Source organism: Bradyrhizobium sp. MOS001 (genome assembly GCF_004634465.1).
Taxonomy (GTDB): domain Bacteria; phylum Pseudomonadota; class Alphaproteobacteria; order Rhizobiales; family Xanthobacteraceae; genus Bradyrhizobium; species Bradyrhizobium barranii.
Map to the genome: position 1 here is coordinate 63,024 of NZ_SPVJ01000021.1, position 22,028 is coordinate 85,051.

The 22,028-nt window shown below is 64.7% G+C and carries 20 protein-coding genes; 18 read left to right on the forward strand and 2 right to left on the reverse strand.

What is annotated here, in order from left to right:
- The first annotated feature begins 124 nt into the window (after nucleotides 1-124).
- Entirely contained in the window at nucleotides 125-1,561 is a 1,437-nt protein-coding gene (locus tag CT676_RS24165) for an oligosaccharide flippase family protein (protein WP_085403250.1), read from the forward strand.
- A gap of 9 nt (nucleotides 1,562-1,570) precedes the next feature.
- On the opposite strand, the gene CT676_RS24170 is transcribed toward CT676_RS24165, so the two are convergent.
- Nucleotides 1,571-2,305 carry an SDR family oxidoreductase gene (locus tag CT676_RS24170; RefSeq protein ID WP_085403251.1) on the reverse strand — a complete coding sequence of 245 codons (735 nt, stop codon included), beginning with the start codon at nucleotides 2,303-2,305 and terminating at the stop codon, nucleotides 1,571-1,573.
- A 10-nt stretch (nucleotides 2,306-2,315) separates the two neighbouring features.
- The gene (locus CT676_RS24175) at nucleotides 2,316-3,356 is read right to left on the reverse strand and encodes a LacI family DNA-binding transcriptional regulator (RefSeq protein ID WP_167768138.1); all 1,041 of its coding nucleotides are present in this window, start codon (nucleotides 3,354-3,356) and stop codon (nucleotides 2,316-2,318) included.
- A 192-nt stretch (nucleotides 3,357-3,548) separates the two neighbouring features.
- Here CT676_RS24175 and CT676_RS24180 point away from each other — a divergent pair, with 192 nt between their 5' ends.
- The 17 genes from CT676_RS24180 to CT676_RS24260 all read left to right on the forward strand — a co-directional run bounded on the left by CT676_RS24180 (nucleotide 3,549) and on the right by CT676_RS24260 (nucleotide 22,028).
- Nucleotides 3,549-4,850 (forward strand): sugar ABC transporter substrate-binding protein, encoded by a 1,302-nt coding sequence (locus CT676_RS24180; RefSeq protein ID WP_085403323.1) that lies wholly within the window; start codon nucleotides 3,549-3,551, stop codon nucleotides 4,848-4,850.
- Nucleotides 4,851-4,911: 61 nt separating this feature from the next.
- A complete protein-coding gene (locus CT676_RS24185) occupies nucleotides 4,912-5,799 on the forward strand; it encodes a sugar ABC transporter permease (protein WP_063986668.1) in 888 nt (295 codons plus the stop codon).
- Between the two features lie 4 nt (nucleotides 5,800-5,803).
- On the forward strand, nucleotides 5,804-6,631 hold the full coding sequence (locus CT676_RS24190; protein ID WP_085403252.1) for a carbohydrate ABC transporter permease: 828 nt from the start codon (nucleotides 5,804-5,806) through the stop codon (nucleotides 6,629-6,631).
- Nucleotides 6,632-6,639: 8 nt separating this feature from the next.
- Nucleotides 6,640-7,644: a zinc-binding dehydrogenase gene (locus CT676_RS24195; RefSeq protein WP_085403253.1), complete on the forward strand. Its 1,005-nt coding sequence runs from the start codon at nucleotides 6,640-6,642 to the stop codon at nucleotides 7,642-7,644.
- Nucleotides 7,645-7,650: 6 nt separating this feature from the next.
- Nucleotides 7,651-8,724: a sn-glycerol-3-phosphate ABC transporter ATP-binding protein UgpC gene (ugpC, locus tag CT676_RS24200; protein ID WP_085403254.1), complete on the forward strand. Its 1,074-nt coding sequence runs from the start codon at nucleotides 7,651-7,653 to the stop codon at nucleotides 8,722-8,724.
- Complete coding sequence (locus CT676_RS24205) at nucleotides 8,721-9,680, forward strand: sugar kinase (RefSeq protein ID WP_085403255.1); 960 nt, start codon at nucleotides 8,721-8,723, stop codon at nucleotides 9,678-9,680. Before ugpC ends, CT676_RS24205 begins: the two co-directional genes overlap by 4 nt.
- Nucleotides 9,677-10,714 carry a tagatose 1,6-diphosphate aldolase gene (locus tag CT676_RS24210; protein WP_085403256.1) on the forward strand — a complete coding sequence of 346 codons (1,038 nt, stop codon included), beginning with the start codon at nucleotides 9,677-9,679 and terminating at the stop codon, nucleotides 10,712-10,714. Before CT676_RS24205 ends, CT676_RS24210 begins: the two co-directional genes overlap by 4 nt.
- Before the next feature lie 48 nt (nucleotides 10,715-10,762).
- The gene (locus CT676_RS24215) at nucleotides 10,763-11,887 is read left to right on the forward strand and encodes a mandelate racemase/muconate lactonizing enzyme family protein (protein WP_085403257.1); all 1,125 of its coding nucleotides are present in this window, start codon (nucleotides 10,763-10,765) and stop codon (nucleotides 11,885-11,887) included.
- Nucleotides 11,888-12,132: 245 nt separating this feature from the next.
- Complete coding sequence (locus CT676_RS24220) at nucleotides 12,133-13,365, forward strand: branched-chain amino acid ABC transporter substrate-binding protein (RefSeq protein ID WP_085403258.1); 1,233 nt, start codon at nucleotides 12,133-12,135, stop codon at nucleotides 13,363-13,365.
- Between the two features lie 119 nt (nucleotides 13,366-13,484).
- Complete coding sequence (locus CT676_RS24225) at nucleotides 13,485-14,432, forward strand: branched-chain amino acid ABC transporter permease (RefSeq protein ID WP_038936438.1); 948 nt, start codon at nucleotides 13,485-13,487, stop codon at nucleotides 14,430-14,432.
- Nucleotides 14,429-15,709, forward strand: coding sequence for a branched-chain amino acid ABC transporter permease (locus CT676_RS24230; protein WP_135215553.1), 1,281 nt, complete (start codon nucleotides 14,429-14,431; stop codon nucleotides 15,707-15,709). Before CT676_RS24225 ends, CT676_RS24230 begins: the two co-directional genes overlap by 4 nt.
- A complete protein-coding gene (locus tag CT676_RS24235) occupies nucleotides 15,706-16,497 on the forward strand; it encodes an ABC transporter ATP-binding protein (RefSeq protein WP_085403260.1) in 792 nt (263 codons plus the stop codon). The genes CT676_RS24230 and CT676_RS24235 overlap by 4 nt, the downstream gene beginning before the upstream one ends.
- Nucleotides 16,497-17,192: an ABC transporter ATP-binding protein gene (locus tag CT676_RS24240; RefSeq protein ID WP_063985355.1), complete on the forward strand. Its 696-nt coding sequence runs from the start codon at nucleotides 16,497-16,499 to the stop codon at nucleotides 17,190-17,192. Before CT676_RS24235 ends, CT676_RS24240 begins: the two co-directional genes overlap by 1 nt.
- A gap of 235 nt (nucleotides 17,193-17,427) precedes the next feature.
- Complete coding sequence (locus CT676_RS24245; protein ID WP_167768139.1) at nucleotides 17,428-18,642, forward strand: ABC transporter substrate-binding protein; 1,215 nt, start codon at nucleotides 17,428-17,430, stop codon at nucleotides 18,640-18,642.
- An 88-nt stretch (nucleotides 18,643-18,730) separates the two neighbouring features.
- On the forward strand, nucleotides 18,731-19,924 hold the full coding sequence (locus CT676_RS24250) for a CoA transferase (RefSeq protein WP_085403261.1): 1,194 nt from the start codon (nucleotides 18,731-18,733) through the stop codon (nucleotides 19,922-19,924).
- A gap of 102 nt (nucleotides 19,925-20,026) precedes the next feature.
- Nucleotides 20,027-20,245 (forward strand): hypothetical protein, encoded by a 219-nt coding sequence (locus CT676_RS24255; protein ID WP_085403262.1) that lies wholly within the window; start codon nucleotides 20,027-20,029, stop codon nucleotides 20,243-20,245.
- A 220-nt stretch (nucleotides 20,246-20,465) separates the two neighbouring features.
- Nucleotides 20,466-22,028: a L,D-transpeptidase gene (locus CT676_RS24260; protein ID WP_085403263.1), complete on the forward strand. Its 1,563-nt coding sequence runs from the start codon at nucleotides 20,466-20,468 to the stop codon at nucleotides 22,026-22,028.

Below are 22,028 nucleotides of genomic sequence, written 5' to 3' on the forward strand. Positions count from 1 at the left end.
GCCGCCCGATCTGCAGACTTATGTGACACTCTTGAGAGATGCTGCGGCGCAGTTCGTTCGCCCCGCCAAGGTCATTGATTAACGGCCGTCACCATCGCAACACCGTTGCCGGTCCTGTGCTCGCATGCTGAACCGCCATTTCTCGATTTATCTCGTCGCCTACATCCTGCCCGCAGCGGTGGGTTTCTTCGCGGTCACGGCCTACACGCGGCTGCTGACGCCGGCCGAGTACGGCGTCTATGTCGTCGGCATCAGCCTCGCCGGCATATTGGGCGCGATCTTCTTCGCCTGGATCAAGCTGTCGGTGTCCCGCTATCAGGCGATGTCGGCGGAGGTGGATTTTCGCGGCACGGCGATGGTCGCCTTCGGGCTGACGGCCGCGGTCCTCTGCGCCACCACGCCGCTGGTCATTCTGTTCCGCAGCGACCTCAGCGTCGAGCTGCTGCTCGCCAGCATGTTCGTCGCGATCATGGCCAATGCTGTCGATGTCGGCCAGGAATTCGAACGCGCCAAACTGCGCCCCTACAGGTTCGCGGCGATCTCGATCGTCCGCAGCGTGTCGAGCGTCGGCTTTGGCCTGCTCGGCATCTGGCTCGGCTGGGGTGGATTGGGACTGCTCGCCGCGTTCGGCCTGGGCTCGCTCACCGGCATCATTCTCAATCTCGTCGGCGACCGCACCAAGATCGCGCGCTTCGAGCGCAGCCAGTTCATGCAGCTGGCGCGCTACGGCCTGCCGCTGACGCTGGCCGGATTGTCCGTTGCGGTCTATTCGGCCTGTGACCGGCTCATCGTCGCTTATCTGCTCGGCAAGGACGCCGCCGGCATTTTCGGCGTCGCCGCCGATCTGCCGCGCCAGTTCATGGTCATGATCGCCTCCAGCGTCGCCGCTGCGACCGTGCCGCTGGTGTTCCGGTCGCTGTCGGAGAAAAACAGCGAGACGACGCGGGAGCGGCTGAGCGAGAGCCTTGAGTTGCTGCTCGTCGTCGTCGCACCCGTCGCCGTCTGGCTCGCGCTCGCGGCCGACCAGGTCGCGGGCACGCTCGTCGGCGTCGATTTTCGCGCCGGCGTATCGGCGCTGTTGCCGACGCTGGTGCTCGCGCGCTTCTTCGGCATCGCCAATCAATTCTATGTGCAGATCAGCTTCCAGCTCGCCGAGCGGCCGTTCATGCTGGCGGCGCAGTCGTTCCTCACGCTCGTTTTGAGCGTGGCACTGATGTTCGCGCTGGTCGCGGGCTACGGCCTTTACGGCGCGGCGCTCGCCACGCTCGCCACCGAAGCGCTCGGCTTCGTCGTCGCCGTCGCCCTGATGCGCCGCGCCCATCCCGTGCCGTTCGACGTCAACCGCCTCGCCGGCGTTGCGGCTTCGGCTGCGGCGATGGCGGGCGCTATCCTCGTTGCGCGGACGCAGGTCGGCGGTACCGGTATCGTGGCGTTGATGGTCGTCAGCTCCGCGGGTGGGGTTGCTTACGCCGCTGCGGCCTGGCTGCTCAACGTCGCGAATGTGCGGACGTTGTCGCTGCGCTTCCTGCGGACGTTCAACCGCAAGGCGCTGGGCGTATAGACCCGCGCGCTACCCCGCCAGAAAGCCGCCATCCACGGCAACGACGGTGCCGGTCGCATATTGCGAAGCCGGCATGCAGAGGAAGGCAACGGCGCCGGCAATGTCCTCCGGCTGTCCCCAGCGCTTGAAGGCGGTGCGATCGGCGATGCGCTGATAATGCGCAAGGTCGCTGCGGCCGGCGGCGTTGATCGCGGTTTCGATATAGCCGGGCGCGACCGCGTTGACGCGGATGCCTTCTTCGGCCCACTTCAAAGCCAGCGCCTTGGTCAGCATCACGACACCACCCTTGCTGGCGCAATAGGCGGGAATCCGCGGCAGCGCCAGCGTCGCGTTCATCGAAGCGATGTTGACGATCGATCCCGTCTGCTCCGCGAGCAGGGAGTGAAAGGCCATGCAGGTGCGGAACGTGCCGGTGAGATTGACGTCGAGCACCTTCATGAAGGTCTCGATCTCAAATTCCTTGTCGCGCGCGAGAATGCCGGCGCAATTGATCAGCGCGTCGACGCGCTTGTGCTTCCGGGCGAAGGACGTGACGGCTTCGTCATCGGTGACATCGAGCGTTGCGAGCGTGAGGCCCGCGCGCGGTTTGAGGAGGGTGCGGGCAAGATCGGCCTCGTTCGCGCCCGTTGCAGACACCGTCGCACCCAGATCGCAGAATTGATTGCTGATGGCGGCACCAATGTCGCCGGCGCCGCCGATCACGACGGCATGGAAGCCGGGGGCGAGGGAAAAGTTCGGATTCATCGGGAGTGTCTCACTTCAGGGATTTCGGAGGCGCAGCCGTCGACTCGCGGACGACTAGCGAGAAGTCGATCTCGCGATGCATGATGGTCTGCTCGCCGGCGAGGCTGCGCACCAGATATTCACCGGCGCGCTGCCAGGTTTCTCCGGTCGGTACGTGGATCGTGGTCAGGCTCGGCCGCAAATGCCGGCTCCAGTCGAGGTCGTCGAAGCCGACCACCGAGAGGTCACGCGGCACCGAAAAACCGCTGCGCTCGGCTTCGAGCAGCACGCCATAGGCGATGACGTCGTTGCCGCACACCACGGCTGTCGGGCGGTCCTCGAGGCTTAGGAGATAGCGCGCCGCCTCGCGCGCGTCGTCCAGCGTATAGGGCACCTCGACATGCCATTGCGAAGGCAATTCGAGCCCGTTCTCCGTCAGCGCGCGGCGAAAGCCGGCGACGCGGGCGCTGGCGCGGTCGTTGTTGCGCTGGAGCGCCGAGACGATCCCGATGCGGCGGTGGCCGAGCTCGATGACATGCGCGGCGGCGCGATGGGCGGCGGCTTCGTTGTCGGTGCCGACGCAAGGATAGGGCCGGTCGGGCTGGTAGATGCCGACATTGATGAACGGTACGGCATTGTCCGCCAGCAGCTTGCGTAATCCGTCGTGATGGCAATCGCCGCGCAGCACCAGGCCGTCGACACCGCGGCTGATCAGATTGCGCGCCTGCTGCAATTCGACGTCGAGATCGTAGCCGCTCGTTGTGAGAAACAGCATGTATCCGACCGACGACAGATATTGCTGCAGCGAGGCGATGCCGCGTGCGAACATCGTGTTGTCGATCGTCGGTACGATTGCGCCAAGCGTGCGCGAGCGTCGTGACGACAGGATGCGCGCCGGCGCGTGCGGGATGTAGCCGAGCGCGTCGATGGCCTGCTCGATGCGCGCCCGTAAGGAAGGGCTCACCGCGTCGGGGTTGTTGAGGGCGCGCGAGACCGATGCCGTCGAGACGCCGGCGCGGGCCGCCACGGCGCGGATGCCCTGTTTCACAGACTTGGCGTTGGTCAGTCTCATGAATGTAACGTTACATCGGGCATAGCGAACCGCATGGTAGCGGCAATGTCGCAAATCTGCCGCAGATTGTGCGGCTTGTCCATCGCTTGACACGGCGAATGCGAGGTCTATTTTGTAACCGTTTTCAAGCGCTGCTCAAACGTGTTCAAAATGGTCCGCCAGCTTAAGGCGGCCAGCCGGGAGGAGAGTTCGATGAAGGCCAGGATGCTCGCGACCCACGTCGCGTTGCCCGTTCTCGCGATTGCTGCGGCGACCGCGCAGGCGCACGCCGCCGATTTCGACTGGATGAAGTTCAAGGGCAAGACCGTCACCTTTCTCGCCAACAACAATCCGGTGTCGCAGGCGCTGCTGACTTACAAGGCCGATTTCGAGAAGCTGACCGGCATGACCCTCAAGGTCGACGGCTATCAGGAACAGCAGATGCGCCAGCGTCTGGTGACCGTCATGAATGCGAACAGCGACGAGGTGGACGTGTTCATGACGCTGCCCTCGCGCGAGGGCGAGCAGTTCGCCGCCGCCGGCTGGTACGGCGATCTCACCGCGATGGCCAAGAACGAGGTGGCCAGGGAATACGACTCCAACGGGTTGAGCCAGGCCCTGCTGAAGGCCGCGACCTTCGGCGGCAAGCTGACCAGCATGCCCATGAACATCGAAGGCCCGATCTTCTATTACCGCACCGACATCTTCAAAAAGTGCGGTCTCGAGGCGCCGAAGACGATCAAGGACGTCGAGGCCGCTGCCGAGAAGATCAAGAGCTGCGACAGCACCGTGACGCCGTTCGTCTCGCGCGGCCTCAAGCCCGCGATTGCCTATACCTTCAGCAACATGCTGCACAATATCGGCGGCAGCTATGTCGCAAACGGCAAGTCGAACCTCTGCTCGGCCAAGGGCAAGGAAGCGCTCGACACCTATAGCCGGCTGCTGCGCGATTTCGGACCGCCTGGCGTCGTCAACTACAGCTTCCAGCAGATTTCGGCGCTCTACCGCAGCGGCCGCGCCGCGATGGCGTTTGAGTCGTCGAATGAGTTGCGCACGGTGATGGAAGGCGGCGCGCGCCTGAAGGACACCGGCCTGCTGCCGTTCCCGGCGGGCGATGCCGGCCAGGTGCCGACCACGATCGGCTGGGGCATGGCAGTGTCCTCGCACAGCAAGCAGCCGGATGCGGCTTGGTACTTCGTGCAATGGGCGACCAGCCCAGAGGTGCAGAAGAAGATGGCGCTTCAGGGCATTGCCCCGCCGCGTCCGTCGGTCGCCAAGGATCCCGAATATCGCAAGTGGATCGACGAGGAGCCGGTCCGCAAGGAATGGCAGGCCGCGCTCGACGTGCTCGCAACGAAGGGCTCCTCCGAGGTCGGCTATCCCATCGTCGCCAATCCGCAATCGCGCGAGTTCATCGGGCAGGCGGTACAGGATCTGATCCTGAAGCAGAAGACCGTCGATCAGGCCTGCGCGGATGCCGACAAGGCGCTGGATGCGCTGATCGCGCTGAACTAACGGCCTCATTCCGGCAGGCTTGCTGCCTGCCGGCACCCAACTCGATCGAGGACACGAACGCATGTCTGATACGGCTGCGACACTCACGCAGGACCGGCAGAAGCTGGAGATGGCGGCCCTCTCGGCGCCGGCCGTGGTCTTCACGGTCGCGATGATCGCGTTTCCGGTCGTCTATACGATCTGGCTCGGCTTCCAGACCTTCTCCTCGACCGGCAAGCAGTCTTTCGCGGGCCTCGCCAATTATTCGAAGCTGATCTCCGATTACGAATTCTGGCACGGGCTGTGGATCACCATTGCGCTGTTCGTGCTGTCCTTGGTGCTGCAGCTCGTCTTCGGCGTCTGGCTGGCGCTGGTGCTGTTCCACGCCAAGCGGCTGCCAGGCATCGTGCGCTCGCTGTTCATCTCGCCCTTCATGATGCCGCCGGTGGTGGCGGGTATGATGTGGCTGGTGATCCTCGATCCGTCGCTCGGTGCTGCCAACTATATCCTTCAGTCGTTCGGCCTGCCGCCGTCGGACTGGCTGGCCTCGCCGACCTGGGTCATTCCGACCGTGGCTCTGATCGACAGCTGGCAGTGGACGCCTTATGTCGCCCTGATCGTGCTGGGCGGCCTGCAATCCCTGCCGCCGAGCGTCTACGAGGCGGCGCAGATCGACGGCGCGTCTCCATTCAGGACTTTCCAGCGCATCACGCTGCCGCTGCTGCTACCGACCATCGTCACCGCGGCGATCCTGCGGAGCGTCGATCTGCTGCGCTTCTTCGACATCATTTACATCACGACCCAGGGCGGCCCGGGCAACGCCTCGAACACGCTCAACATCTACGGCTTCAGGGTCGGCTTCGAATTCTTCAACATCGGCTATGCCAGCGCCCTGATGCTGACGCTGACGGCGATCGTGTTCGGCGCCGTGCTCGCCTTCAACCGCTTGCGCGGCGCAGTGGCCTGGTGATGTCATGAACGATGCCGCCAACACCGACCGCTGGATCCGCTGGCTCAACACGGTGCAGCTCCTGCTCGCCGGCGTGCTCATCATGGCGCCGACGGTCTGGATGGTGCTGTCCTCGTTCAAGCCGTCGTTCGAGGTCACCGCCTATCCGCCGACGCTGAGCTTCTCGCCGACGCTGGAAAACTATGTCGAGCTGACCAGGACCACACCGTTCCTCAGCTACGCGCTCAACAGTCTCATCGTCACCGTTGGCTCGACCGCACTCGGTCTGCTGTTTGGAATTCCTGCTGCCTTCGCCGTCTCCTGGACGCGGATTTCGTGGCCGGCCATCCTGACCCTCGCCGCGCGCATGGCGCCCGGCACGTTGTTCCTGCTGCCGTGGTACGTGATGTTCCGGCAGGTCGGCATGATCGGCTCCTACACCGCGCTGATCCTCAGCCATGCCGTCATCACGCTGCCGATCGTGATCTGGGTTTTGCTGCCGTCCTTCGACGGCATTCCGCGCAGCGTGTTCGAGGCGGCGCAGGTGGATGGGTGCAGCGTCACGCGCATCCTCTGGCGCATCGCGCTGCCGCTGGTGGCATCAGGCGTCGCCGTCTCGGCGATCCTCGCCTTCGTGTTTTCGTGGAACTACTTCCTGTTTGCGCTGGTGCTCTCCAACGGCGACACCAAGACGCTGATCGCGGCGGCCTTCAACTTCATCGGTGAGGGCTCAACGCAATGGGGCGCTCTCATGGCTGCGGCGACGCTGATCGCGTTGCCGCCGCTGGTGCTGGCGGCCCTGGTTCAGCGCTGGCTGGTGTCCGGACTGACGCTCGGTGCGGTGAAAGGCTAGGTATCGAAATGAACGTGTCGCCCCGTCCGAACTCGATCATGCAGGCCGCGGTCTTCCACGGCAATGACCGCATCACCATCGAGCGCGTCGCGATGCCCGATGTCGGCCCAAGTGAAGTGCTCGTCCGCGTCTCGCGCACCGCGCTGTGCGGCTCCGACTTCAAGCTCTGGCACAAGGGCGCCGAGTTCACCGCCGGCCATGAGATCTTTGGTGTCGTCGAACAGCCCGGTCATCGCCTGCATGGCCGCCGCTGCGCCGTCTATATCCCCTTGCACTGCGGCCACTGCCCCGCTTGCAAGCGCGGCGATACCCAGATGTGCCTGGAAGTCTCCAGCCTGATCGGTTGGAACAGGCCCGGCGGCTATGCCGAATATGTGCCGGTGCCGGAAAACTGCCTGCTGCCGGTGCCTGATGATATCGAGGACAGCCTTGCGCCGCTGCTGCTCGACACCATCGGCACCTCAGGCCACGCCGTCCGCTTTGTCAGCCGCGTGGTGCCGCCGAGCGAGGCCGGTCCAGTTCTCGTCATGGGCGCGGGGCCTGTCGGCCTTGGCGTCGTGCTGGCGCTCCGCGCGCTCGGCTACGACGACATCCACGTTGCCGATCCCAACGCGGCACGGCTGAAGATCGCACAGTCTTTTGGCGCAAAGGCGCACCCGGTCGGAGATACCTCGAAGCGCTTCGCCCTCATCATGGAATGCTCCGGCGCCCATGCGGCGCGCAACCTCGGCATCGAGCTGGTCCTGCCGCGCGGTGCGCTGGTGCTGGTCGGCGAGAACGCCGCGCCCTGGACCATCGAGGAAGGCAAGGTCTTCCGCCGCAAGGACTTTTACATGATCCGGACCTTCTATTTCCCGGTCTCGGATTTCGAGCCGAATGTCGAGCTGCTGCGCAAATACAAGGACGAGTACCGCGTCCTGGTCGATGGCGAGTTCGGCCTGTCGGCTCTGCCAGAGAATTTCGCCCGCTTCGCCAAGGGCGAGCTGATCAAGCCCGTGCTGGCACTGGACTGAGCGATCATGGCTTCGATCTCGATCCGCAACCTCACCAAGCGCTACGGCAATTTCACCGTGATCCCCGATCTCAATCTGGAGATCGCGGACCACGAATTCGTCGTGTTCGTCGGCCCGTCCGGCTGCGGCAAGTCGACCTTGCTGCGGATCATCGCGGGCCTCGAGCCGATTTCGTCGGGCGATCTCTACATCGGCGACAGGCGCGTCAACGGCGTCCAGGCTGCGCAACGCGATATCGCGATGGTGTTCCAGGATTACGCGCTCTACCCGCACATGCGGGTCTACGACAACATGTCGTTTGCGCTGGAGCTGAGAGGCACACCGAAGGCCGAGATCGACGCCCGCGTGAGGCGTGCGGCCGCACTGCTGCACATCGAGCCCTATCTCGACCGCAAGCCGAAGGAGTTGTCCGGCGGCCAGCGCCAACGCGTCGCCATGGGCCGCGCCATCGTGCGCAATCCCAAGGCCTTTTTGTTCGACGAGCCGCTCTCCAATCTCGATGCGAAGCTGCGCGGGCAGGTGCGGGCGGAGATCAAGGCGCTGTCGCAGGAGCTGAAGACCACCATGGTCTTCGTGACACATGACCAGATCGAGGCCATGACCATGGCCGACCGGATCGTCGTGCTCCAGAGCGGCACGATCCAGCAATACGATACACCGGAGACGGTTTACGAGCGGCCCGCCAACCAGTTCGTCGCCGGCTTCATCGGCTCGCCCGCGATGAATTTCTTCCCGGTCGAATGGCGTCAGGAGCGCGCGATCCTGTCGCAAGGCGGAACGGTGGTGCCGCTGGACGGCGAGACCGCTGGCTGCCTGAGCAAGGCCGGCAACGCCGTGCTGGGCATTCGCCCCGAACATTTTGCTGTGGCTGCGGATGCCGCTGATGGCATCGCGATCAACGTCAGGCTGGTCGAGCCGCTCGGCTCGGACACGCTGATCCATTTCGATCTCGCCGGCGGCTCCGCCATCGCGCGGGTCGATCCGGCGCTGCGGCCGAAGGTTGGTGATCGCATCAATCTGCGCCCACAGTCGGGCAAGACGCATTTGTTCGCTGCATCCAACGGACAGGTCTTGCGGTGAGTGCGTCGGCAAACATCGGCGATCTCTCGGCGCTGGCGGACCTCGCGTCCGGCACGAAGCCCGTGCACGTGATCTGCCTCGGCCTGTCCGCGCTCGACCAGGTCTGGCGCGTCGATCGGCCGTTCGCGGGTGGAAGCGAGAAGATCAAGGCGGTCGAGTACGGCACGCTCGGCGGCGGCATGGCCGCCAACGCTTCTGTTGCGGTGGCAAAGCTCGGCGCATCCGTCGCGTTCTGGGGGCGGGCAGGGAATGATGCCGCGGGCCATGAGATGAAATCGGCCTTCACCGCTGAAGGCGTCGATGTCGAGAATTTCCGGCTGTTCCCCGATGGCCGCTCGTCGGTCTCCGGGATCATCGTCGATAGCAGCGGCGAGCGGCAGATCGTGAATTTCCGTGGCCTTTACCCAGAGACCGCAGACTGGCTTCCGCTCGAAGCCGTAGCGCGCGCGTCCTCCGTGCTGGCTGATCCGCGCTGGGTCGAAGGCGCCGCGACGTTGTTTCGGGAAGCGCGATCGCGCGGCATTCCGACGGTGCTCGACGGCGACATGGCCGATGCTGAGGTATTCGAGCGGCTGCTGCCCTTAGCCGATCACGCCATCTTCTCCGAGCCCGCGCTCGCCGCCTTTGCCGGCTCGGCCGAAGATAGATCTCTCGCAGCCCTTGCGCGCTTCGGCTGCCGCGTCATCGCCGTTACGCGCGGCGAGGGCGGCGTGAGCTGGTACGAGAACGGCCAGCTGCACCGGCAGGCCGCCTACGCCGTCGACGTCGTCGACACCACGGGCGCGGGCGACGTCTTCCACGGCGCCTATGCGCTCGCGATCGGCGCCGGCCTCGATGTGCGCGCCGCCATGGCGTTTTCGGCGGCGACGGCCGCCATGAAATGCCGCCACGCCGGCGGCCGGAACGGAATCCCCGATATCAACGAGTGTCTTGTATTCATGAGGACGAAGCCATGAGAACGATTGGAAAGAACCGCGGCCTGGCACGGCTTGCTGACGCGGATGGCCATTTTCGCATGGTCGCGCTGGATCAGCGGCCGCCATTGTTCGATGCCATTGCGAAGGCAAAGGGGATCACGCGGGACCAGGTCGAATATTCCGACGTCACGGCGGCCAAGCGTCTCTTGGTCGAGAACCTCGCGCCGCATTGCAGCTCGATGCTGTTCGACCCGAACTTCGCAGTGCCTGCCGCGATCGACCTGCTGCCGCCGCGCTGCGGTCTGATCATGACGCTGGAAGAGCACCGCGTTGAGGAAACCGCGGGCGGCCGCAAGTCGCGCGCGATCACCAATTGGAGCGTGGAGAAGATCCGCGCCATGGGCGGCGACGCCGTCAAGGTGCTGGCCTGGTACCGGCCGGACGCCGATGCCGCGGTGAACGAGCACCAGAAGCGTTTCGTGCGCGAAATCGGCGAAGACTGCGCCCGTCACGATATCCCGTACGTGCTCGAGTTGCTGGTCTACCCGTTCCTCGGCAGCGCCAATCACACGGCCGATTACGTGGAATCGCCCGGCAAGCTCCCGGGCCTCGTCATCGACAGCGTGCGTGAATTCGCAAAGCCTGAATACGGCGTCGATCTTCTCAAGCTGGAGAGCCCGCTTGCAGCCAACAGCCTGCCGGCGCGTGACGGCAGCACGGAAGCAAAGGCGGCGCAGAAGGAGTTCGATGCGATCGGTGATATCTGCCGCGAACGCAGCATCCCCTGGGTGTTGCTGTCGGGCGGCGCTGCGCCTGAAAAGTTCGAGCGCGTGCTCGACTACTCCTATGCCGCAGGCGCAAGCGGTTTCCTGGCGGGCCGTACCATCTGGCTGGATGCCGTCCTGAAGAACTTTCCGGACCGCGCAGCGGTGTCGGCCAGCCTGCGCAAGGATGGCCTCGGGGTGCTGGAACGGCTCAATCAACTGACCACGGCCAAGGGCACGCCGTGGAAGGCGCGCTTCCCGGTGTTCGCTGATATCAAGCAGGAAGGTGACTTCGCGCGCGCCTACTGAGATGGTAACGGTCCCGCGTGGTCTCAACTCGATCGCAGGATCTGCAACATGACTGACAGCTTCACCATCCGCTCGATCGAGGCCTTCTGCTATCGCTATCCCTTGGCGACGCCGGTGGTGACGTCGTTCGGCAAGATGCTCAACCGTCCGGCCGTCTTCGTTCGCGCGCTCGACGAGGACGGTGTCGAGGGGTGGGGCGAAGCCTGGTCCAACTTTCCTGCACCGGGCGCCGAGCACCGCGCCCGGCTTGTCAATGAAGTGCTGGCTCCGGGGCTTGTCGGGCGCAGGTTCGACAGTCCCGCCCAGGCTTTCGAGGTCCTGACGAAGGGGACCGAAGTGCTGGCGCTTCAATGCGGCGAGCCCGGTCCGTTCGCGCAGGCTGTTTCGGGCATCGATCTCGCGCTGTGGGACCTCTCCGCGCGTCGGCGGCGCTTGCCGCTGTGGCGGCTTCTCGGTGGGCAGTCGCGCAGGATCAAGGTCTATGCCAGCGGCATCAATCCGGGCGGCGCCGCGCAGACGGCCGAAGCCGCGCTCGCGCGTGGCCATCGCGCGTTGAAGCTGAAGGTCGGCTTCGGTGCCGAGACCGACCTCGCCAATCTGGCCGCGCTGCGCGCGATCGTCGGTGCAGGCATGCTCGCTGCCGATGCCAATCAGGGCTGGTCGGTCGATCAGGCGCTGGAGATGGTGCCGCGGTTGGCCGCGTTCGATCTGCGATGGCTGGAGGAGCCCATCCGCGCCGACCGGCCGCGCGAGGAATGGCGCCGGCTGCGGGCAGCCGCGAAAATGCCGATTGCCGCGGGCGAGAACATTTCGAGCGTCGAGGGATTCAAGGACGTCCTGGCCGAAGACGTGCTCGGCGTCGTTCAGCCCGACATCGCGAAATGGGGCGGACTGAGCGCATGCGCTGGCGTCGCGCGCGACATTCTGAAGGCGGGCAAGACGTTCTGCCCGCATTATCTCGGCGGCGGCATCGGACTGCTCGCCTCGGCGCATCTGCTGGCGGGCATCGGCGGCGACGGTTGGCTCGAGGTCGATGCCAACGACAATCCGCTGCGCGACCGGTTCTGCGGTGCCGTTGCCAGTGTCACGGATGGTACGATCGTCCTCGGCGAGGAACCGGGGCTCGGATTCACGCCCGACCTGTCGGGAATCGCGAACTATCGCAGCCTGTAGACGGCTGCGACACCTGCGTCGTCAGGCGCCGCGCAGGCCAGTTTCCCCTTGCGTTCTATTCCTCGTCGCGGAAAGCTGCCGGCGAGACGGGTAGCCGCCTTCACATTTCATAACGATGGCCGGAGCCATGTCTCGCCGAGCTTGAAAATCAAAGTTCGTTCTGCTCATTAGGGATCTGCAATTGCGCTGCAACATGCGCAAAAAGCCCATCGACTAAAGTCGATAGCCAGCGAGGAAACGAAAAAATGCGCAAGCTCACTTTGGCCATTGCCGTGATCGCCCCGATGCTCGGTCATGCCGCGTCGGCTGAGGACACCCTCAAGATCGGCTACATCGATCCGCTCTCCGGCGGTGGTGCCAGCGTCGGCGAGGGTGGTCTGAAGACATTCCAGTATCTGGCCGACGAGCTCAACGCCAAGGGCGGCATTCTCGGCCACAAGATCGAGATCGTGCCGCTCGACAACAAGACCAATCCGCAGGAAAGCCTGGTGCAGGCCCAGAAGGCGATCGACGCCGGGGTCCACTACATCACGCAAGGCAACGGCTCGTCCGTCGGCGCGGCGCTGTCGGATTTCGTCACCAAGAACAACACGCGCAATCCCGGCAAGGAAGTGCTGTACTTCAACTACGCCGCCGTCGATCCCAGCCTGACCAACGAGAAGTGCAGCTACTGGCATTTCCGCTGGGATGCGAGCTCCGACATCAAGATGGAGGCGCTCACCAACTACATGAAGGACACCGCCTCGATCAAAAAGGTGTACCTGATCAACCAGGACTATTCGTTCGGTCAGTCCGTCCGCTCCGACGCGCGCAAGATGCTCGGCGCCAAGCGGCCCGACATCCAGATCGTCGGCGACGAGCTGCATCCGCTGCTGAAGGTCACCGATTTCTCGCCCTATATCGCCAAGATCAAGGCGTCCGGCGCCGACAGCGTCGTTACCGGCAACTGGGGCCAGGACTTCGCTCTGCTGCTCAAGGCTGCCGCTGACGCCGGCCTGAAGGTCAACTGGTACACTTATTATGCCGGCGGCGCCGGCGGCCCCACTGCCGTCAAGCAGACCGGTCTCGATCATCAGGTCTTCCAGATCACCGAAGGCTTTGCGAATTCCGGCAACAAGGTTGCGATGGATTACGAGAAGGCGTTCCGCGCCAAGGTCAATCTGTCGCTCTGGTACCCGCGTGCGGTCAACGAGATGCGCATGTTCAAGGCGGCTGCCGAGAAGGCCAACTCGATCGACCCCGTGAAGGTGGCGGCGGCGCTCGAGGACCTGAAGTTCGAGGTTCTGGACGGCGGCACCGGCATCATGCGCAAGGACGACCACCAGTTCCTTCAGCCGATCTACATTTCCTCCTTCGGCAAGCTGACCGAGAATGAGCCCTTCGACGAGGAAAACACCGGCTGGGGCTGGCACCTCGTCTCCAAGGTCGACACGGCGCAGGCCATGGTCCCCACGACCTGCAAGATGGCGCGGCCGTAATCACGACATCCGTCGTTTTCCCGCGGCCGACATCGGTCGCGGGAAGGCGGTGGCCGGACTATTCTTGATTGGGCGATGTTCACCGGGGCCATCAGGCCCCGGACAGAGACGAGTGCGCTGTGCTTGAACTCATTGTCATTTCGACCCTGAACGGCGTGCTGTTCGGCATGCTGCTCTTCCTGCTGTCGAGCGGGCTGACCGTCATCTTCAGCATGATGGGCGTGCTCAACTTCGCGCATGCCAGCTTCTACATGCTCGGCGCCTTCTTCGGCTTCCAGCTCACCAAGTGGATCGGCTTCTGGCCGGCGCTGGTGCTGGCGCCGCTACTGGTCGGCGCCATCGGCATGGCGGTGGAGCGCTACGGCCTGCGCAACACCCACAAGCACGGCCATGTCGCGGAATTGCTGCTGACCTTCGGTCTGGCTTTTGCGATCGAAGAAATCGTGTCGATGATCTGGGGCAAGAGCCCGGTCGACTATCGCGTGCCGGCGCTGCTCGACTTCCCGGCCTTCACGATCTTCTCGACCAACTATCCCGCCTACAAGATCTTCATGCTGGCCGTGTCGGTCGTGATCTTCGTGGCGCTGCTGGTCGTGCTCAAGCGCACCCGCGTCGGCCTGATCGTGCAGGCGGCGCTGACGCATCCGCACATGGTCGGGCATCTCGGCCACAATGTCGGGCGCGTGTTCATGGTGGTGTTCGGCGTCGGCAGCGCGCTCGCCGGCATTGCCGGCGTCATTGCCGGACCGGCCCTGGTGACGCAGTCGGACATGGCCGCAGCACTCGGGCCCATCCTGTTCGTCGTCATCGTGTTCGGTGGCCTCGGCTCCTTGCCCGGCGCTTTCATCGCCTCGCTCGTCATCGGACTGGTGCAGACCTTTGCGGTGGCGCTGAACGGCTCGCTGGCGAGTGCGTTCGGACCGCTCGATCCGTCGACGGGACCGTCGGTCCTCACCGACATCTGGAACGTCACGATCGCGCAGGTCGCGCCGATCGTTCCCTATATGCTGCTGGTGCTCATTCTGATCGTTCGCCCCATGGGCCTGATGGGGACGCGCGAGTCATGACCGCCAAACCGATTTCGACATCGAAGCCCGCCGGCGACGGCCTGCGCTTCTACGGCGTCTGGCTGATCGGCATCGCAGCGCTGATCGTCCTGCCGCTGATCTTCTCCTCCGGCGGCTCGCTGACGTCGTTCAGCCTGATCGGCATCGCGATCGTCTTCGCGCTGTCCTACAACATCCTGCTCGGCCAGACCGGACTGCTGTCGTTCGGTCACGCCGTGCATTACGGCCTCGGCGGCTTCGCGGCCTGCCACATGATGAATGCGGTGGTGTCGCACGGCTGGCCGATCCCGCTGCCGTTCATTCCGCTGTTCGGCGGGATCGGTGGTCTCGTCTTCGCTGTCATCATCGGCTGGGTCATGACCAAGCGCGCCGGCACCGTGTTCGCGATGATCTCGCTCGGCATCGGCGAATTGGTGGCGTCGTCCTCACTGATCCTGCGCTCGGTGTTCGGCGGCGAGGCCGGCATCACCACGGATCGCACGGCGTTGCCCAAGATGTTCGGCTGGTCGTTCGGGCCGCAGCTTCAGGTCTATTATCTGATCGCGTTCTGGCTGGTGCTGTCGGCCATCGTGATGTACGCGCTGACCCGGACGCCCCTGGGACGGATCAGCAATGCCGTCCGCGACAATCCCGAGCGTGTCCAGTTCATCGGCTACGATCCTCACGTCGTTCGCTATCTCGCTTATTGCTTTGCCGGGTTCTTCGCGGGCGTCGCCGGCGGCCTGACCGCGATCAATTTCGAGATCGCGAACTCCGCGCTGCTCGGTGCGATCCAGTCCGGTCTGGTGCTGTTCTCCACCTTCATCGGCGGCATCGCCTATTTCTTCGGGCCGATCCTCGGCGCGATCCTGGTGACCTATCTCCAGCTCGGGCTGACAGGCCTCACCAGCGTCTGGCAGCTCTATTTCGGCATCATCTTCATCGGCATCGTGATGTTCGCGCCGGGCGGTATCGCCGGCCTGTTGATGATGCACCGGCCGCTGGTTCGCGCCGGAACGCTGTGGACGGTGATCCCGTCCTATCTCGTCGCTATTGTGCCGACCCTGGCGCTCGCCTGCGGCGTCATCCTCACCATCGAGACGGTCGCGCGCTATTCCGGCGGCGACCCGATCAACCTGTTCGGCATTCCCTTCAATGCGAAGTCCCCGGTGACGTGGATTTCCGCAGCAGTTCTCGTCGTCGGCGGTGCGTTCGTCGCGCGGCTGAGCTGGCGGAGGATCGCGGACGCGTGGGACAGGGCTGCGACGGTCGCCCGTGACCGGGGGTATCTGGCATGAGCGGAGCGGTATCTGGCACGAGCGGAGCGGTATCTGGAAAGAACGCAGCCATCGAAGTCCGCGCCGTCGAAAAGCGCTTCGGCAATGTCGGCATCATCCGCGACCTCAACCTCAGCGTCGCGAAAGGCGAGCGTCACGCCGTCATCGGCCCGAACGGCGCCGGAAAATCCACGACGTTCAATCTGATCAGCGGCCACATCAAGCCGACCTCGGGCGAGGTGAAGCTGAACGGCGATGTGATCTCCGGCCTGCGGCCGTTCGAGATCAACCGGCGCGGCCTGTCGCGCTCGTTCCAGGTCACCAACGTGTTCGCCCGCATGTCGGTCTGGGAGAACGTCCGCTGTGCCGTGCTGTGGGCGACGGGGCATCGCTACGCCTTCTGGAAGAACGTCGACAGCCTGCCGGAAGTGCGCGAGCGCACGGCCCAGATCCTGGACGACATCCATCTCACCCATCGGCGCGATGTTCCGGCGGGACTTCTGACCTATGCCGAGCAGCGCGAGCTCGAGATCGGCATCACCATCGCGAGCGGGGCCACGGTCGTCATGCTCGACGAGCCGACCGCCGGCATGAGCCACGCCGAAACCGACCGCGCGGTGTCGCTGATCCGGCGACTGACCGAGGGCAAGACCCTGGTCATCGTCGAGCACGACATGAGCGTCGTATTCGGCCTTGCCGACCGCATCTCCGTGCTGGTCTACGGCCACATCATCGCCTCGGGCACGCCGGAAGAGATCCGGCGCGATCCGAAGGTCAAGGAAGCCTATCTCGGCGAGGAAGCGCATTGATGCTCGAGGTCAGGGATCTCCACGCCTATTACGGCAAGAGCCACATCCTCCAGGGCGTCGACCTTGACGTCGCCGCGGGCGAGGTCGTGAGCCTGCTCGGCCGCAACGGTGTCGGCCGCTCGACCACGGTCAAGGCGATCATGGGCGAGGTCGCGCCGCAAGGCACGATCCGCTTCAAGGGCAAGGACATCGCCGGCCTTCCCAGCTACAAGATCGCGCACCTCGGCCTCGGCTATGTGCCCGAGCATCGCGATATCTTCCCGAGCCTGACGGTTCGCCAAAACCTCCTGCTCGGCGTCAAGGACACGCGCCGCCCCGGCAAATGGCGGCTTGAGGACATGCTCGAGATGTTCCCCAATCTCGCCGCGCGTGCCGATACGGCCGCAGGCGTGCTGTCGGGCGGCGAAAAGCAGATGCTCACCACCTGCCGGACGCTGATGGGCGATCCGGACCTGATCATGATCGACGAGCCGACCGAGGGTCTCGCCCCGCTCATCGTGCAGCAGGTCGGCGATCTCATTGCGCGCATCGCGCAGGCCGGCGTCGCAATCCTGCTGGTCGAGCAGAAGCTCTCGATCGCGATGCGGATCTCGAAGCGCGTCTACATCATGGGTCACGGCCGCGTCGTGTTCGAGGGGACGCCGGACGAGCTCAAGGCCAATGCCGCCGTGCGCCAGGAATGGCTTGAAGTCTGACGCATGGCTCGAGGTCTGACGCTCACATTGCCGTGTAACGAGCGCGCAAAATAGAACGGCTGCAAGCCGCGCATACGCATCTGAATTCTTCGCTACATCTCACGCTTCATAATCCTTGTATCGTCGCGCTCGCCGGCATCGCAATCGATGCGGCCGATGATAACCAAGAAGAAAGTGGAGGGCGCCGGCGGCAGCCTGTGAGCTCGCGCGTCGATGCGTCTTGCCTGGGAAGGAGATGCCGAGCATGTCGGGAAGACAACTGGTCCGTGGAGTCGTTGCTCTGCTTGCGGCGCTGGGCGCCGCTTCGGCCGCGACGGCCGGAAACTACGACACCGGCGCGACCGACACGTCGATCAAGCTCGGGCAGACCATGCCCTACTCGGGACCGGCCTCCGCCTATTCCGCGATTGGCCGCGCCGAGATCGCCTATTTCAAGATGCTCAACGACAAGGGCGGCATCAACGGCCGCAAGGTCGAGCTGCTCAGCATGGACGACGGTTATTCGCCGTCGAAGACGGTCGAGCAGATTCGCCGCCTCGCCGAGAGCGACGAGGTGCTGGCGATGTTCTCGATGCTCGGCACCGGTCCCAACATCGCCGCGCAGAAATACCTCAACGCCAAGAAGATCCCGCAGCTGTTCCCGTCGAGCGGCGCCAGCCGCTGGAACGATCCGCAGCATTTTCCCTGGACCACCGGTTCGCAGCCGACCTACCGGACCGAAGGCCGCATCTATGCCAAGTGGATTCTTGCGAACAAGCCGAATGCCAAAATCGCCGTCATCACGCCGAACGAAGATCCCGGGCGCGACTATCTCGCCGGCTTCAAGGAAGGGTTAGGGGAGCACGTCAACCAGATCGTGTCCGAGGCCACCTACGAGACATCGGATCCGACCGTCGACTCCCAGATCGTCAAGTTCAAGGCCGCCGGCGCCGACGTTGTTTTCAACGAGTGCACGCCGAAATTCGCGGCGCAAGCGATCAAGAAGATCGCCGAGCTCGGCTGGAAGCCGCAGATCATCCTTCCCGCCGTTTCCAACTCCGTCGGCTCCGTGCTGGTGCCGGCCGGGCTCGACAATTCCGTCGGCATCGTCACCGGTGCTTTCCAGAAGGATCCCGGTGATCCGCGCTGGGAGAATGATTCCGGCATGAAAGCCTGGCGCGAGTGGATGAAGACGTACAATTCGAGCGCCGATCCGGCCGACGTCTTCAACGTCACCGGCTACACCATGGCGCAGATCATGGAGCTGGTGCTGCAGCGCGCCGGCAACGACCTCACCCGCGCCAATTTGATGAAGCAGACGCAGTCGTTCAAGGACGTCGAATTGCCGATGCTGCTGCCGGGCATCAAGCTCAACACCTCGGCCGAGCAGGTGACGCCGATCCGGCAGTTGCAGATGGCGCGCTTCAACGGCAAGTCCTGGGAGCTGTTCGGCGACGTGATCGGCGAATAGGATCGACGCAGTGTGACGGGCGGGCTGGCACAGCCTTGCCCGCCCGTCTTATCCCACAGTTGCTTCCTCCAACGACAGTGAAACGACGATGACACCGACCGGTCCCCTCAGCGGTATCCGCGTTCTCGATCTGACGAGCGTGCTGTTCGGCCCCTACGCCGCGCAGATGCTCGGCGACTGGGGCGCCGATGTCATCAAGGTCGAGCCGCCCGCGGGCGATACCTGGCGCTACACCGGCGTGTTCCGGAACCGCGGCATGAGCGGCCAGTTCATGGCCGTCAACCGCAACAAGCGCAGCCTCGCGCTCGACCTGAAGCATCCTGACGGCAAGGCCGCGCTGGCAAAACTGATCCCGACGGTCGATGCGCTCGTCACCAATGTGCGACCCGCGGCGATGGCGCGGCTCGGCTTCGGTTACGAGGCCTGCGCAAAGCTCAATCCGCGGCTGATCTATGCCGCGGCGACCGGCTTCGGCCAGGACGGGCCGTGGGCGGCGCGCCCCGCATTCGACGAGATCATCCAGGCGGCTTCAGGCCTTGCGTCATCGATCGGATCGGACGAGGAGCCGGAATTCGTTCCGAGCCTGATCGGCGACAAGATCTGCGCGATGGCGATGGTCGGCGCGGTGTCCGCGGCCTTGTTCCGGCGCGAGCGCAGCGGGCAGGGCCAGATGGTCGAAGTCCCCATGCTGGAAACCATCGCCGGCTTCAACAGCATCGAGATGCTGGGCGGACACGCGTTCGATCCGCCGATCGGCCCGACCGGCTACAAGCGGATGAAGAACCGGCGCCCGGTGCAGACCAAGGACGGCTGGCTGACGATGCTGCCTTACTCCGGAGACAATTGGTGCGCCTTCTTCGAGGCTGTCGGCCGTTCCGAGCTGATCGAGGAACTCGGGGTGCGCGATCCCGTGCTTCGTTCCCAGAACATCGACAAGGTCTATGACCGCATGAGCGAGATCGGGCCGACCCGCACCACCGCGGAGTGGGAGGAATTGCTGCTGCGGCTGGACGTGCCGCACACCGCCTTCGCCCGGCTCACCGAGATCGGCGAGCAGCCGCATCTCGCCGCCGTCGCATTGTTTGCGGATATCGATCATCCGACCGAAGGCCGAATCCGGCAGGCGCGGCCCGCGACGAAATTCTCGGAAAGCCCGGCCGGCATCCATCGCATGGCGCCGCGCCTCGGCGAGCATTCGCGCGAGGTGTTGCGCGAGGCCGGCCTGAGCGATGCGGAAATCCAGGCGGCGGTCGACAGCAAGGCGGTTGGTGTCGCGTCCTGAGCCGGCCGGCGTTCGGGAACCGACTCTCTGTGATGACGGTCACATCCTGCTGTCGCGGGCGGGTCTAGCGTAGGTCTGTTCATCTTCGCCCCGGATGCGGTCATGACCACCGCCGACTTTGCCTTCGTTCTGCGCAGGCTGGGCCTTGCTGCCGCCCTCATCTGCGTCCTCCTGAGCCTGACCGTGTTCGCGGTCCTGCTAATCGTGGAGCACGAACCGGTCGGGCAGGCTGCCGCGCACGCTCTGCCGCTCATGGTGTATGCGCTGTTCGGCCTGTTCGGCGCTGCAATGACCCGGCTGATCGGGCGCCGTACCCACTAACCGGACATTGTGCCGCAGCGATTCGTGACCAGCCCCGGGCCAGCTCCGGCCCCAGCCCATCTTCCGCCCGCGCGAGCCCTCGTATATGAGAGATTTGCCGCCTGATAGGTCCGAATATTGCCGGATACGGAACGCAAGGTGGCTGCGAATTCTTAATTCAAAGATCGCAATCTGACGTGATCGACGTAAGGCGCGGACTGGTACTGGACCGGGGAATGGCATGAAAGACCTGATGACGACGGCGCAATCCACCACGGCGATGCGGCGTTGGCGGCCCCCCGGACTTGTTGCGCTCGCAACGGCCGTTGCCCTGACGGCGCTGAGCGGAAGCGCCGAGGCGGCCAAGCAGGCCCGCCAGCCGGCCGAGGCGGTGGCGCCGCGCGAGGCCGGCGAGCCGATCATGGCGATCGTGTCGATCAAGAGCCAGCAGGTCACCTTCTACGATGCCGACGGCTGGATCCTGCGTGCGCCGGTCTCGACCGGCACGACGGGACGCGAGACGCCGGCCGGCGTCTTTGCCATCGTCGAGAAGGACAAGGACCACCGTTCGACCATGTATGACGATGCCTGGATGCCCAACATGCAGCGCATCACCTGGAACGGCATCGCGCTGCATGGCGGGCCGCTGCCCGGCTATGCCGCTTCGCACGGCTGCGTGCGGATGCCCTTCGGCTTTGCCGAGGGCCTGTTCGACAAAACCAACATCGGCATGCGCGTGATCATCTCGCCGAACGACGCGGCCCCGATCGATTTCACTCATCCCTCGCTGTTCGTGCCGAAGCGCGAGGCCATCGCGGCCGTGCCGAACCGGTCCGACAAGCTCTCCGCTGAAGCCGAGGAGGCGATACAGGCTGCCGCCGAGGCCAAGAAGGCTGCGGCCGCGGCCGCGAAGGAGGCCGCGTCGCTTCCCGCATCGCTGCGCAAGCTGGAACAGCAGAAGGCCAAGGCCGACGCCGAGCTCGCTTTCGCCGACAAGAAGATCGCGGCCGCCAAGACCGATCAGGCGCGGGCGCAGGCCGAGGAACTGAAGCAGAAGGTTGCGACCAAGGCCGCCGACGCTGCGTCGGCGCTCGATGCCGCCAAGGCCACCGCGCAGCCGAAGCGCGACGCCGTTGCCGCCACCAAGGAGGCCGCAAAGGTCGCGGCAACCAGGAAGGCCGATGCCGTGACGGCTGCGACCGACGCCAAGCTCGCGCTTGAGCCGGTGTCCGTTTACATCAGCCGCGCGACGCAGAAGCTCTACGTGCGGCGGAACACGCACAAGCCGGCGCCGGATGGCGGCGGCGAAGTGTTCGACACCAGCATCGAGGTGCCCGTCACCATCCGCAATCCCGACCAGCCGCTCGGCACGCATATCTTCACCGCGATGGCGAAGGCCGATACCGGCCTGCGCTGGAGCGTGGTCACGATCGAGAACGGCGACGACGCCAAGGACGCGCTCGACCGCATCACCATTCCGCAGGACGTCTGGGATCGCATCGGGCCGACGGCATTGCCGCGTTCGTCGATCGTGATTTCGGACGAGCCGCTGAGTGCCGAGACCAACTACCGCACCGAGTTCGTCGCGGTGCTGAGCAATCATCCGCAGGGCGGCTTCATCACCCGCAAGCCGACCGCGCCGCCGCCGATGGAAATGGCAAGCGATGACAGCTGGGGCAATGGCGGCAACGGCTTCGGCTTCTTCTTCCAGCCGCAGCCGAACCCGCAGCCCGTCAATCCGCGCCGCCGCGGCCAGTATCAGTATTATCAGCCGGCGCAGCCGATGCAGCGGGGCTTCTGGTAG

Bases quoted from the DNA above. Each gene is read 5' to 3' on its own strand.
- CT676_RS24165 (WP_085403250.1), top strand. From the start codon at position 125: ATGCTGAACCGCCATTTCTCGATTTATCTCGTCGCCTACATCCTGCCC.
- CT676_RS24170 (WP_085403251.1), bottom strand. From the start codon at position 2,305: ATGAATCCGAACTTTTCCCTCGCCCCCGGCTTCCATGCCGTCGTGATC.
- CT676_RS24175 (WP_167768138.1), bottom strand. From the start codon at position 3,356: ATGAGACTGACCAACGCCAAGTCTGTGAAACAGGGCATCCGCGCCGTG.
- CT676_RS24180 (WP_085403323.1), top strand. From the start codon at position 3,549: ATGAAGGCCAGGATGCTCGCGACCCACGTCGCGTTGCCCGTTCTCGCG.
- CT676_RS24185 (WP_063986668.1), top strand. From the start codon at position 4,912: ATGTCTGATACGGCTGCGACACTCACGCAGGACCGGCAGAAGCTGGAG.
- CT676_RS24190 (WP_085403252.1), top strand. From the start codon at position 5,804: ATGAACGATGCCGCCAACACCGACCGCTGGATCCGCTGGCTCAACACG.
- CT676_RS24195 (WP_085403253.1), top strand. From the start codon at position 6,640: ATGAACGTGTCGCCCCGTCCGAACTCGATCATGCAGGCCGCGGTCTTC.
- ugpC (WP_085403254.1), top strand. From the start codon at position 7,651: ATGGCTTCGATCTCGATCCGCAACCTCACCAAGCGCTACGGCAATTTC.
- CT676_RS24210 (WP_085403256.1), top strand. From the start codon at position 9,677: ATGAGAACGATTGGAAAGAACCGCGGCCTGGCACGGCTTGCTGACGCG.
- CT676_RS24215 (WP_085403257.1), top strand. From the start codon at position 10,763: ATGACTGACAGCTTCACCATCCGCTCGATCGAGGCCTTCTGCTATCGC.
- CT676_RS24220 (WP_085403258.1), top strand. From the start codon at position 12,133: ATGCGCAAGCTCACTTTGGCCATTGCCGTGATCGCCCCGATGCTCGGT.
- CT676_RS24230 (WP_135215553.1), top strand. From the start codon at position 14,429: ATGACCGCCAAACCGATTTCGACATCGAAGCCCGCCGGCGACGGCCTG.
- CT676_RS24235 (WP_085403260.1), top strand. From the start codon at position 15,706: ATGAGCGGAGCGGTATCTGGCACGAGCGGAGCGGTATCTGGAAAGAAC.
- CT676_RS24240 (WP_063985355.1), top strand. From the start codon at position 16,497: ATGCTCGAGGTCAGGGATCTCCACGCCTATTACGGCAAGAGCCACATC.
- CT676_RS24245 (WP_167768139.1), top strand. From the start codon at position 17,428: ATGCCGAGCATGTCGGGAAGACAACTGGTCCGTGGAGTCGTTGCTCTG.
- CT676_RS24250 (WP_085403261.1), top strand. From the start codon at position 18,731: ATGACACCGACCGGTCCCCTCAGCGGTATCCGCGTTCTCGATCTGACG.
- CT676_RS24255 (WP_085403262.1), top strand. From the start codon at position 20,027: ATGACCACCGCCGACTTTGCCTTCGTTCTGCGCAGGCTGGGCCTTGCT.
- CT676_RS24260 (WP_085403263.1), top strand. From the start codon at position 20,466: ATGAAAGACCTGATGACGACGGCGCAATCCACCACGGCGATGCGGCGT.